This window comes from Thermoplasmatales archaeon (assembly GCA_014361245.1).
Lineage (GTDB): Archaea > Thermoplasmatota > E2 > UBA202 > JdFR-43 > JACIWB01.
Map to the genome: position 1 here is coordinate 14391 of JACIWB010000017.1, position 12778 is coordinate 27168.

Genomic DNA, 12778 nt, shown 5'->3' on the forward strand with positions numbered 1-12778 from the left:
ATGGCAGATGATATCACAAATCTGCCCAATTATTTACTAATTCAGAAAATACAGGCGTTGCATGGCAATAGATGTAATAAGATTTGTCAATAGCTTCTTGGTTTATTGCAAGAATAAGCCACTAATTAAGATAGGGCTCCATATATAGATGAGCATTAACAAACATCCTCAAAGCAAGATGTTTAACTGCATTTGTAGCCATTTACAATCTGGGGGCGAGAATTTTTTGAAAGTCTCTTGAGAACAATCCAAAAATTTTTATTATGAATGATATTACTATCCTAATGGAAGAGCTGACATCTCTCCCTCCGCAAGAACTTAAGAAGGAACTTGAAAAAGCTGAGGAAAAATATCGCCAGTTATGTGAAAAAAGAGACGAATTTAACAGAAAAGCAAAGGTGTTAAAGGATGAAAGAGATTTACTCAATGAAGAGAAAAAGAAACTGATGGAGGAAATGGAAAAAACAAAAGCTCTTAGAGATGAGCTTGTGAGACAGATGAGAGAACACAAAAAGAGGAGAGATGAATATAATCAACAGGCGAAAGAATTGATAAAAAAGAAGAAGGAACAGAGAAAAAAATATCAGAGCAATAATATTTTTATAAGAGCGGAAGAATTGAGAGTGGAGATAAAAAATCTTGAATATCAACAGGAAACAGTCCCTCTCTCACCAAAAGAAGAGGAAAAATTAATAAAAGAAATAAAGGAAAAGAAGAGAGAATATGAAAGATTAAAAAATGAGCTGGATACACAACAAAAAGTTGAGGTGGATTTAGAAAATCTTGAAGAATCAATAAATAAAATTTTTAGTGAAGCAGATAAGGAGCATGAAATTGTAATGAAATTTTATCAGAGCAGTCAAGAGCAGCACAATAAATTTTTAAAAATTGTTGAAGAGATATCCAAACTGATAAATAAAGCAAATGAAAAACATAGAGAATATATGGAATTAAAGAAAAAGGCGGATGAATATCATGCAAAAGCTGTTGAAATGAGGAATAAAATACTTGCCATAAGAAAAGAGAGGAAGGAGAGATATGAAAAGGCAATGAAAATGTTAGAGGAATTCAACATTCATGCAAAACAGATGGGAGAAGATGAGATTGAAAAATTTGTCGAAGAAAACATGGAAAAATTAAAGAAAGAAGGAAAAATATCAATCGGGTTATAATGCCTTCAGAAGTAATAGTTGGTTTGCAATGGGGGGATGAGGGCAAGGGAAAAATAACTGATTATTTTTCCTCATTTGCGGATTGCGTTGTTCGCTATCAGGGCGGGAGTAACGCAGGGCATACGGTTGTTGTGGGCGGGAAATCTTTTAAGTTTCATCTTATGCCGTCGGGCGCCATAAGGGGTAAAAAAGTGGTTATTGCAAATGGTGTTGTTGTTGATCCAAAAGTTTTAATTGATGAAATAGAAACTCTAAGAATAAATAAAATAGAAGTTGATTTAATGATAAGTGATAGAGCAAATGTTATAATGCCATATCATAAAATTTTTGATTCAATGCATGAAGATTTTATGAAAGATAAAAAAATAGGAACAACCAAGAGAGGAATTGGTCCATGTTACTCAGATAAAGTTGCAAGATATGGAATAAGAATGATTGACCTCATAGATGAAAACAGGTTTAAAATGGCTTTGCAAAAAATATTTTTAATAAAACAAAAATTATTTTCTTCATATAAAATTGATTTGAATGAGAATGAAATTTTTAATGAATACATATCTTATGGAAAAAAACTTGAAAAATATGTTGATGACACATCTTATTTTCTTAACAGCATAATAGATGAGAAAAAAATTCTTTTTGAAGGAGCCCAGGGATTTTTGCTGGATATAGACCATGGCACATATCCCTATACAACCTCTTCAAATACCGTTGCTGGAGGTGTTTGTGCTGGGGCAGGTATAAGCCCGAAGAAGATAGATAAGATTACAGGAGTTATGAAGGCATATGTAACAAGGGTTGGAATGGGTCCAATGCCTACCGAAGAATTTGGCAGAGAAGGAATTCATATGGCGGAAAAGGGGCATGAATACGGCACAACAACAGGAAGAAGGAGGAGATGCGGATGGCTTGATTTAGTTTCTGCAAGATATGCCACAATGGTAAATGGGATTGATGAGATTGCTCTCACCAAGCTTGATGTTTTGGATGGGCTGGAAAAAATTAAGGTATGTATTGCTTATGAGTATGAAGGAAAAACAATTGAGATATTTCCATCTTCAATAGAAGTTCTTGAAAAATGCAAACCAGTTTATGAAGAATTTGAGGGATGGGATATAACAAGAGGTAAAAGAAGATATGAAGAACTCCCAAAAAATGCAATTAAATATATAGATTTTATTTCCGATTTTCTGGAAATACCTGTAAAAATAATTTCTACAAGCGAAGATAGAGAAGATACAATTATTTTATAACCCTATTTTTTCAGCTATTTCATTCATTGCCTCAAGTGATATTGAGAAAAATTCATCCAAAGATAAGCCAATTTTCTCACAATATTTTATCCTTTCTCTATCAATTTTTCTTGCAAATGATTTATCCTTGAATTTGTTTTTGAGAGTATCAATTTTTATTTCCGAAATTTTTTTATTTGGCATTACAAGAGCTGTTGAAACTATTAGTCCCGAAATTGCATCGCAGGCAATTAGGGAGTAATCAATCCTACTAATTGGTTTAAATCCTGTTTTTTCATTATGTGCTCTTATGGCATCTAATGCAAAAGATGGGAGTTTGTCTTTCAGCATTTCTGCTGATATTTTTCCATGCTCTTCAACATTTGCTATTTCATAATCTATATCATGAAGCAAGCCAACCATTTCCCACACATTTTCATCTTCATTAAACTTTTTAGCTAATTTTTTCATTATAGCGGAAACAGCAATCATATGCTTCTTCAAATTTTCATTTCCTATATTTTTAAAAAAATCAATTGCTTCATTGTTCATAGAAATTAATATTATACATTTTAAAAATTTATCTTTTCTTCCAGCTCTAAAAGATTTTTTATTATATTCTCTCCATTCATGTTTTCCTTTCTATCAAGATAAAATGCTTTTATACCAACTTTTGATGGAACAACATAGTCAAATTCATAGTTATCCCCAACATGAACTACATCACTACTATTTTTTCCTATAATTTTACATACTTTTTTGTAAACATCTTCATCTTTTTTTGTTTTTTTGAAATCGCTAACTGACGAAAATATATTTCTAAAATATTTTTTAATTCCAAGAAAATCTGTCTCTATCTCTATAAATTTGTGAGATGCGTTTGAAAGTATTATCAATTCATATTTTTTGCTAAATTTTTCAAGAATTTCTGAAGCATCGGTGTAGAGGTATAACTTTTCTATACAGCTTTTAAGAATATCTTCCGATTTTGCATTCAAATCAAATTTTTCTATCCAATAGTCGAGATCATACCATTCAAGTGCTTCTGGTCCAATCTTTAAATATTCCTTTTCCACATATTCCCTTGCCTCCTCAAAAGATATACCATACCTACTTGCATATATCTCTGGAATTCTTTCCAGCCATACAGCATCTACATAATCCGTTGATACAAGTGTTCCATCTAAATCAAATGATATAACCTTCATTCTATCAACAAATAGAAATTTCCTTCCCATTCAAATATTTTTATTTCCTTTCCTTTCTCCCAATTTTTTGGTTTATTAAAGAAAATTGTCCTATATGTTTTTTCATCCATTACATATATTCCTTTTTCATCCTCATGAATTAACAATCCTTTCCTCTTATTTACATCAACTTTATTTGCAAAATACATATCATTTTTATGTATCGCTTTTCTTTCTCCTCCTAATCCTTCAATTTCTATCTTTTTTCCTATTGATACTATCCTATATAGGTTACCCTCAAATTTTATAAAATCATTTTTTTTATATCCTGGCAACCTTATAAGATGTGTATCTCTATAAACCTTTCTTCCATTTTTCAATCCAAAAAGAGATGATGAAAAAATGTGCTCCGCATCAAATTCTTTCTTTAATTCTTTTGCTATATGTGATGCAACTTTTTTATTTCCTATATAATAATCTATCCCCCCTCTTACCTTCACTTTTTTTGATATAAATGATTTTTCTGTATCAACATTACTTTTGATAAATTCATCTATAATCTTTCCCTCTTCTTCATCAGCACCTCTTATCTGTAAAATTGCCTCATAATATCCTCCCCTGAATAAAGAGCATTGATTGCATAAAGATTCCTTTATTTTTATTTTTATCTCCTTTTCTTTTAAAATTTCTCTACCCTCAAAAAAACCCTTGCATGCTACTACATTATCTTCCATATCAATTTCAAAAGATATGTTTGTTTTTATATTCTTTCTTATATAATCCTTAATATCTTCCTCAAAATTTCCTCTAAGCCATTTATCATTTATTTTATATGCATCACAACCTCTGCAAAAGGTTATTTTTATCTCATCGGGTATTTTTATCAATTCTTTTTTCAAATAGCAATCAAGGCATAAGCCATCATATGTTTTTCCTTCCTTACCGCATTCAACGCAGAACATATTAAATTATCACAAATTGAGCATGGGGAATTTCATCAATCCTTATAACATTTTCGGGCTCAACAAGACCCATCTCAATTGCACATTTTACACATTTCTCTCCTAAAAGATTTCCTATTGTTGCCAGGCTTAAATTTTTCTTTAATAGCTCTTCATCTCCAAGAATATCCTTATAAAATCTTTCCGAAACCCTGAATTCTATCTCATTATTTCTAAGGGTTTTTCCCAAAAGTTCGGCATCGCATGCAGCAAGAAGCACATCATTTCCTACTTTATATATTTTCATAGAAATACTATTCATTTGTGATCCTGTATCTTCCATTTTTTGGCTCATATATTATTCCCTCCCTCCTCATTTTTGCAATCAAATTTTCAACAGTTTCTCTATTCATCCCATATTCACTTGCCCTAAAAACTATTTCTTCAACACTTGCGGCTGAGCCACTTTCCCTGCATATATCCCTTATTAAATCCGTAAGAATGACCATTTTATCTTTCTGGCCTTTCGATATGCCTGTCTCAATTCTATCGATATTAAACATTTCAAACTCTTCTTCAAGCCCCACCTTTGTTAGGAAATATTCCACAATTCTTATTGCTCTTTCCGCATCCTCCTCAGTTACAACATTTGAGAGGCGCATCCTGGCAGACGCCTCCGCAATTCTTATAAAAGCCTCAAGCTGGCGGGGAGTGAAGGGAATTACTTCTCTGGATTTTCCCCTCATTTCTACATAGTATTTTTTAATTTTTTCCATTGCCTCAACAGTCATTTCTGGAAATACATTTCTTTTTGCATATGCAACATATTTTCGCAGAAACTCCGGCTCAAAAAATGGCTTCATTTTCTCTATTTCCAGATTTTTCTCTTTTTGCAATCTCTCTCCATATTTGTGCGCTTCTAATATATGGGTTGCCATTTCCTCGTCTCTTGTTCTATCTGGTTTATCAGTTAAAGGAAAAATTAAATCAAATCTTGAAAGGAGGGTTGGAGGAATGTTTATTTGATCCGCAACAGGAATTGCCTCATCAAATCTTCCAAGTTTTGGATTAGCCGCTCCCAGTAAAGCACACCTCGCTTTTAATGTTGCATTTATACCCGCCTTTGCAACACTTATTTCCTGCTGTTCCATTGCCTGATGCAAGGCCTCTCTATCTTTTGGAGACATCTTATCAAGTTCATCAACACAAGCAATTCCAAGGTCAGCCAAAACAAGAGCACCCGCTTCCAGTGTCCAGTTTCCTTCACCAAATTCATCGCTTTTTACAGCACTCGCGGTTAGCCCTGCTGCACTGCTTGACTTTCCAGAAGTATATATGCTACGGGGTGCAAGTTCGGAAATATAGCGCAACAGCTGGCTTTTTGCAGTACCAGGATCACCAACAAGCAGGACATGTATATCTCCTCTTATTCTCGTACCGTCGGGCATTATCTTTGGCACACCTCCAAAAAGTTGTAGAGCAAGTGCCTCCTTTTCAATCTCCAAACTGTAGATTGTGGGGGCGATAGATGCGACTATTTTTTGTACAAGCAATGGATCTTTACTCACTTCTATTATGCGTTTCTCATCTTCCTCACTTATCTGAATTTCCTCAAATGCTTGCTCCTTTATTTCAATACTGTTTGCATCCATTACTCTGTTAAATTCTGAAAATTTTATCCTCCCGCTTCTCCTCGCCTGCACCCTTAAAATACCATTCACACTTATCCTGTCACCAGGCACAATCTGCCCCACTAAATCATCATCAAGATATACAACAAGCCTCATCGGTTGAGCTCCCCCTCTAAGTCCCTCAGGGCTTTCCTGAAGCTCTATTTTCTGGGCATCTATAAAGCGGGATTTCTCGGTTAAAAGCTTAAAAGATGATTTCCTTCCACATCCTCCCTGGTCTTTATAGCATTCTAATGGCTCAATAACAATATTTTCCTCCTGTGGAACCTTTATTATTGCCCCACATTTCTGGCATTGAAAAACAGCATCTTCAAGTTTTGGTCTAACTTCAGTAACTTTTTTAACAAGTCCATCAACAGATATAAATTTTCCAAGATGCTGTGCCCTTAAATTTCTTATTTCTATTTTTTTTGTTTCGGGAAGATTTTTTACTCTGAAATGAAGTTTTGCCTCCCCTATTATATCAATTCTTCTGAGAGATTCTTCCGCACAATAAATGCTTCTGTAAGGATTTTCAAGTAAATATTCAGCGAGTTCAGGCTCGTATTTATCAATTTTCCAATAATCAAGTATCAAGCTTTTCTTATCTGGATAGTGAAGAGATGCTTCTTCTATTTCTTCTTTATAGTAATCATAAAAAAACCTTTCCCATTTCTCGATTAAACTTTCTAAGTTTGTTATAGCCACAAAATTAAAACAATTATGCTTATAAATGTTTATGCCCAGAATCTTTTTGTCCTAGCATAAGTAATTTCTGCCTTCAAAATTTCTTTAAGCAATTCATCTCCATCTTTCTGCATTGCGAGTATTCTGCTTGCTGTATCCGCCCCAATTCCATAGCCAGCCATTACAAGAATTGCTTTTTTTCCATATTCCGCAACAAGTGATGCATTCTTAACCAGAGATTTTTTATCTTTTAAATCTTTTTTTACAACCGCAATCATTTTTGACGAGCATTTTGGGCAAATTGCTGGGCAGCGATAAACTCTTGTTTCAAAATAATTTGAGCAATTAAGACAAAAAATTTTTATCCTTGTTTCTTCAAGTCTTTTCTTCAGTGCTTCAAGTGTTAATTTATCAACAAATGGTTTTATAAATCCCTTCCTCGCTATCTCGCTATTCATTGTTATTGGTGACAAATCCTGAATAACTATTTTTATCTCCCCATTTCTTATCATTTCAAGGGCTTTTTCAGTGTTTTCTATATCCATCCTGTCCCATATTGTTTTATCTATCACCTCTTTCATAAAAGGAGTTCTATCGAAAATATCAATTAATTTTTCAATGAAAATTTTATCATAACTTGCATCTTTTTCAATTAATCCGAATTTTCTCGCAACCTTTACTATTTCCCATTTTATAAATGAGCTATTTTTTAAAATTATTCTAACAAAAGATTCAATGCTTTGTGGAGGAATTTTTAAAATAATTTCCTTTATTTCTTCCCCACTCATTCTGCAATTTTTAAAATATATTCGATATGCATTGCTCCCTGTTGTTACAAATTCCCCTCTCTTCTGGGATATTAATGCACCAATTATCTTGCTTAAAGTTTCATTGACTTTTGTTCCAAAATGCGTATTTATATAAATCTCACTTCCTTCTTTTTCTACTGTTATTATTCTATCATTTGGCACAAAAAAACCATTACTTTTTTGTCTCTCAATTTCTTCCTCAACAATTTTATCTTTTATAACGCCATCCTCCGCAAGCCTGCGCAACTTTCCTACCTCCATTGCTATTTCAAAAGGGACAGGTATCTCCTCGCCAGTCCAGTCTGGAACTATATCTGTTTTTGAAGATGGTGTTACATAAATATCTTTTTCTATATTTACCACTTCCCATGCCCTTCCCTTCATTATAAATCTGAAGCCAATGCAACAATAATTACTCACAAAGCTTTCATCAAGTTTTCCAATCCTCTTGTGTGAAGAAGCATCTATAACATCATAACTTTTTTCATCTGGAATCATTGATATATTGTCGAGAAAATAAAATAGGGATTTTTTTCTTCTCTTTAAATAACCTTCTCTATATACTATTATACCCTGCCTTGCTAATTGATTTAAAACATCCACAAATAATTCCTTACCTAATTCTTTGAATGGATATGCTCTCTTTATTATTTCGTAAGCCTTTTCTTCAGATATAATTCCATACTCCACAGTCATTGCTATTATTTGGTTTGCTAAAACTATTAGAGGATTTTTCCTTATCTTTATTTTCTCTATTCTATTTTCAATTGCTCTTTTTGAAATTACAATTGCCTCTTCATATTCCTCACTATTTGTTGCAATAATTTTTCCCCTCGAAATTCTTCCAACGCCATGACCACTTCTTCCAACTCTCTGCAAAATTCTTGTTACTTGGCGGGGTGAATTATATTGTATTACAAAGTCTGCATGCCCTATATCTATACCAAGTTCAAGCGAGGAAGTGCATACAAGCGATTTTATCTCACCATTCTTGAATTTTTCCTCAGCTTCTATTCTTGCTTCTTTTGAGAGAGAACCATGGTGTATTTCTATATTTGCTCCTATTTCACGAAGCATTGATGTTAGCATTTCTGCGGTATCGCGTGTATTTACAAATAAAAGGGTTGCTTTATGAGATTCTATCTCCTCTTTGATTCTTTTCAGAAGAGGGGTGAAATTCTTTTCAAGAAAATTTATTTCGGGCATCTCAACATTTATCTCAATTTTCTTTTCCTCGGTTGCATTTATTATCTCACATTCTTCACCACAAAAAATTTTTGCAATTTCCTCAGGATTTCCAACTGTTGCAGAAATTGCAATTCTTTGAAAATCATTGGCTATCTCTTTCAATCTTTCAAGGGCGACGGCGAGTTGCGCCCCCCTTTCATCAATTAGTTCATGCACTTCATCTATTATTACCCATCTAACATTTTTTAGTTTTTCCCTGAGTTTTTTACTTATAAGAAGAATTTGAAAGGTTTCCGGAGTTGTAATAAGCATATCTGGTGGCTTTATTCTCTGTAATCTTCTCTCGCTGGGAGTGGTATCTCCATGGCGAACAGCTATCTTTATTCCCAGCTTTTTACTCCATAAAATTGTTCTTTTCAGCAAATCTCGATTAAGAGCTCTCAATGGGGTGATATAAATAATGCTTATTCCTTCTCTTTGTTCTTTTGTTAATAAATGAAATACAGGAAGCAAAGCTGCTTCTGTTTTCCCCAAGCCAGTTGGAGCTATTATAAGACAATCTCTACCTTTTAGTATCTCAGGAATTGCTCTTATCTGGGGTAATGTCAATTTTTTGAATCCAAGTTCTTTCATTCCTTCAATTATCTTTTCATCGAGCACAATAATTAGAACATAATTTATTTATATAATTTGAGATAAATTTTTAAAATAAAGCCTTCCCAAAAATTCTAAATATCAAAAATATTTATCCTTATGGGCTATGAAATATTTGAAGTAACTAAGGAAAATGAAAAAATATTTGATGAGTTGGCAAAAGATGATATTGTAAGCAGACAGAGCATATGGAAAAGAGATGCAAAATCTCTTGGTATAGAAGGGAACTCAATTTTTATCAAGATAGAGGGAAGCGAGGAAGCAATAAAGAGGGCGGAGGAAATATTGAAAGACAAGGTAAAGAAGATAGAAGGAGAAAGAAAGGAAGAAATAAATAAAAAATTTGTTGAAGACGAAGAGAGCGCAAGTGCGGGCATGGGATTTATTTTTGGTTAAACCTCATTAAATAGGTAAGGGTCAAGAACCTTTATTTTATCCATATATTCATCTGGGTAAATTGCATGCATTGTCGCTGAAACACTGCTGAGCAATGAGTTTCCATCCTGAGGAGTAAAACAGAAACCAAATACCTCGTTTCCATCCTTTACCTTTATAGTAGGTAAAACCAATACTGTTTGATTTAATATTCTTCCATAATGACCATGGTCCCTTCCAAATGAAAAAACAAGATTTGATAATTTTTTATGGGTAACAGCAACTCTTGGGTTGTCAATGAATTTTCTTTTTATTTCTTCTTCATTCGTCTTTTTACTCAACTTTATATCAAACCATATAGCATGCATATATTGAGTATTTATTTTTAAAGCGGAAGAAAAAACATCTAAATTGTAGCCGATAGTGTTAAATAAATACCAAACATCCCTTGCATGATGTGTTCCAAATTTCTCATCTTTATGTTCGCTTACCGAAGGGGCTGGTATAAAATCTTCTTCCTGAGATATATCACTTGCTCTCCTTATGCATACAAATCTTCCAGATAAAAAATTATTTTTATTTTCATCAAAAGCGACACATTTTATAGCCACAGCAATGTTGTGAGTATTGCAACTTACAATATGTATATATTTATCATCCCTAATTGCTTCATCATTTATCCCATATGCATATGGTTTTCCAAAGCCAAATTCCGAGCCCTGTGCAAGAAATGCCTTTATCTTGTTTTCATATTTTTTATAATATTTCTCCTTATTTTTTAAACCCCATCCTTTTGGTGAGCAATCAATTACAACAGTTGCTCTTGCAATAGCTTCTTCATCAGTATATGTTGGCTCAATCCCCATTTCTCGAAATTCCTTAATTTTTTCTTTATTCGCTGCAAGAATTCCTCCCCTTCTTAACAATCCATTTATTTTTGGTCTATCTGTTAAAACAGCATTATGTTTGTAGAATGTTACTTCATCTATACCAAGCTCATTTTTCAAATCACATAACAAACCAATTAATGGCTCCCCTATTGTGCCTGTTCCAACCACATGAACAATATTCATAAAGGGAAATTCAATTCACCTTTTAAATTTTATCAGAGCCTCTATCACTGGCAAATCTTTCCCCATAAGAAATCTTTCCATCGCCCCCCCACCAGTGGAAACATAAGAAAATTTGTTCTCCAAGCCCAGCATCCGTATCGCTGCCACAGTATGCCCCCCGCCCGCCAGCGTAAAGGCGCCCGAATTCGCTATCGCTTTAAAGATTTTTTCTGTGCCTTTCCTGTATTTTTCCTCCTCAAACACCCCCATTGGTCCGCCTAAAAAAATACTATTAGCCCTGCTTATTTCTTCTTCAAATATATCTATTGTTTTCTCCCCTATGTCCCTGTCTTCAACACTATCAACAGGATAAACTATTTTGCCCTCTGCAATTTTCCTCAGTGAAACATCTTTTAAAAATGCATTTCCCAAAGCTCCCCCAATAATTACTTTATCTGCAATTTTCCTATCAATTAAACTCTTAATCATCTCTATCTTGTCTTCCTTATTTCCACCAAAAACAAAAACTCTTGGTCTCTCGGCAAAATTCAGCATCTTTCCGATCATCTCCACCTCTTTTTCCATCAGCAACCCGGCAAAGGACGGAAGCACTGGAATAAAGCCAACAAGCGAGCAATGAGAGCGATGGGCGGAGGCAAAAGCATCATTAACAAAAGCATCCGCAAGGGGGGAGAGTTTTCTAATGAACTCTGATTTTGCATGCTCCTCCGGTGTTTTTTTATCCATCTCTTCCTTGATTTTTCTCACATTGTCCAGAAGGATTATATCTCCTTTCTTCATTTTTTTTATTTCATCTATTGCTTTCTCTCCATATATATCATCAACAAAATTCACATTTTCTTTAATTATTTTTTCAATTTCATTTGCATGCTCTTTTAAGTCCGTAAAATCCCATTCTCCAGGTCTTCCCTGATGAGCAATTATTATCTGCTTTGCCTTTTTTTCTTTTAGTTCAAGTATTGTGGGAATTGCTTTTTCTATTCTCCATTTATCAATTATTTTGAGTGTTTTTGGGTCGAGAGGAGAATTTAGATCAAGCCTGAGGATAACACTTTTTTCAGAAAAATCAAAATCCTTCATTTTTGGTAGCATATGAATATATCTATAAATTATTTATTTTTTATCGCGAAAAATTTTTATAAAGAAAAAAGATTAATAGAAGGGAGTAAAATGAGTAAATTAGGAAATGCAAAAATTTTGGGGGGCATTGGGGCAATACTAACACTAATAGGTAGCTTTTTTGGAGTTCTTACTATTGTAGGGCTGATAATGCTTTTTATAGCTGTAAAATATGTTGCGGAAGAAGCAAAGGAAGATAGTATATTCAGAAATTATCTGATGTATTTCATATTTTCTTTAGTGGCGGTAATCGCTGCTGTATCTTTAATCGTTGTATCAATTGGTGGAAATATATTAAATTTTACAAAATTTTTCCAAGAAATGGCTGAGGAAGCAAGTCATGGGGCAACTGAAGGAATTATGAAATTCCTTGCTGGAATTATTGTTGCATTAATTGTTGCATGGATTCTTATGATTCTTGCTTCAATTTATCTCAGAAAAAGTTATAACAGGATAGCTGAGTATAGCAAGGTTGATTTATTCAGAACAACAGGAATGCTATATTTTATAGGGGCGATAACCCTTATTATATTTATCGGATTTATAGGGGTTGTCGATTAATCAAAAAATTAATGTACCCAAATTAGATTACTATTAAAGGGGATGGGAAAATGAAGAAAGAAGGTTATTGGAAGAAATATAACAAAAAATTTAGTGATTTTGATGTTAAG

General features: G+C 33.5%; 12 protein-coding genes. 4 read left to right on the forward strand and 8 right to left on the reverse strand.

Annotated features, from left to right (window positions below):
- Positions 1-284: 284 nt before the first annotated feature.
- Both H5T45_04060 and H5T45_04065 read left to right on the forward strand, forming a co-directional pair.
- Entirely contained in the window at positions 285-1172 is an 888-nt protein-coding gene (locus tag H5T45_04060) for a hypothetical protein (GenBank protein ID MBC7128889.1), read from the forward strand.
- Positions 1172-2425 (forward strand): adenylosuccinate synthase, encoded by a 1254-nt coding sequence (locus H5T45_04065; protein MBC7128890.1) that lies wholly within the window; start codon positions 1172-1174, stop codon positions 2423-2425. The genes H5T45_04060 and H5T45_04065 overlap by 1 nt, the downstream gene beginning before the upstream one ends.
- Here H5T45_04065 and H5T45_04070 read toward each other — a convergent pair.
- Genes H5T45_04070 through H5T45_04095 form a run of 6 tightly spaced genes read right to left on the reverse strand, consistent with a single transcriptional unit; the run spans position 2420 to position 9546 of the window.
- Positions 2420-2956, reverse strand: coding sequence for an HD domain-containing protein (locus H5T45_04070; GenBank protein MBC7128891.1), 537 nt, complete (start codon positions 2954-2956; stop codon positions 2420-2422). The two genes, H5T45_04065 and H5T45_04070, sit on opposite strands and share 6 nt — an antisense overlap.
- 20 nt (positions 2957-2976) lie before the next feature.
- Positions 2977-3642, reverse strand: a complete 666-nt coding sequence (locus tag H5T45_04075; protein MBC7128892.1) for an HAD family hydrolase — start codon at positions 3640-3642, stop codon at positions 2977-2979.
- On the reverse strand, positions 3609-4553 hold the full coding sequence (locus H5T45_04080; protein ID MBC7128893.1) for a hypothetical protein: 945 nt from the start codon (positions 4551-4553) through the stop codon (positions 3609-3611). Before H5T45_04080 ends, H5T45_04075 begins: the two co-directional genes overlap by 34 nt.
- 1 nt (position 4554) lies before the next feature.
- The gene (locus H5T45_04085) at positions 4555-4854 is read right to left on the reverse strand and encodes a DUF424 family protein (GenBank protein MBC7128894.1); all 300 of its coding nucleotides are present in this window, start codon (positions 4852-4854) and stop codon (positions 4555-4557) included.
- Positions 4847-6904: a minichromosome maintenance protein MCM gene (locus H5T45_04090; protein MBC7128895.1), complete on the reverse strand. Its 2058-nt coding sequence runs from the start codon at positions 6902-6904 to the stop codon at positions 4847-4849. The genes H5T45_04085 and H5T45_04090 overlap by 8 nt, the downstream gene beginning before the upstream one ends.
- A 35-nt stretch (positions 6905-6939) precedes the next feature.
- On the reverse strand, positions 6940-9546 hold the full coding sequence (locus H5T45_04095) for a DEAD/DEAH box helicase (GenBank protein MBC7128896.1): 2607 nt from the start codon (positions 9544-9546) through the stop codon (positions 6940-6942).
- 93 nt (positions 9547-9639) lie between these two features.
- Between H5T45_04095 and H5T45_04100 the strand changes: the two genes are divergently transcribed.
- Positions 9640-9936, forward strand: coding sequence for a hypothetical protein (locus H5T45_04100; GenBank protein ID MBC7128897.1), 297 nt, complete (start codon positions 9640-9642; stop codon positions 9934-9936).
- Here H5T45_04100 and H5T45_04105 read toward each other — a convergent pair.
- Positions 9933-10988, reverse strand: a complete 1056-nt coding sequence (locus tag H5T45_04105; protein MBC7128898.1) for a hypothetical protein — start codon at positions 10986-10988, stop codon at positions 9933-9935. The genes H5T45_04100 and H5T45_04105 overlap by 4 nt on opposite strands.
- 15 nt (positions 10989-11003) lie before the next feature.
- Complete coding sequence (pgk, locus tag H5T45_04110; GenBank protein MBC7128899.1) at positions 11004-12080, reverse strand: phosphoglycerate kinase; 1077 nt, start codon at positions 12078-12080, stop codon at positions 11004-11006.
- Between the two features lie 78 nt (positions 12081-12158).
- Between pgk and H5T45_04115 the strand changes: the two genes are divergently transcribed.
- Positions 12159-12668: a DUF996 domain-containing protein gene (locus H5T45_04115; protein MBC7128900.1), complete on the forward strand. Its 510-nt coding sequence runs from the start codon at positions 12159-12161 to the stop codon at positions 12666-12668.
- Positions 12669-12778: the final 110 nt, after the last annotated feature.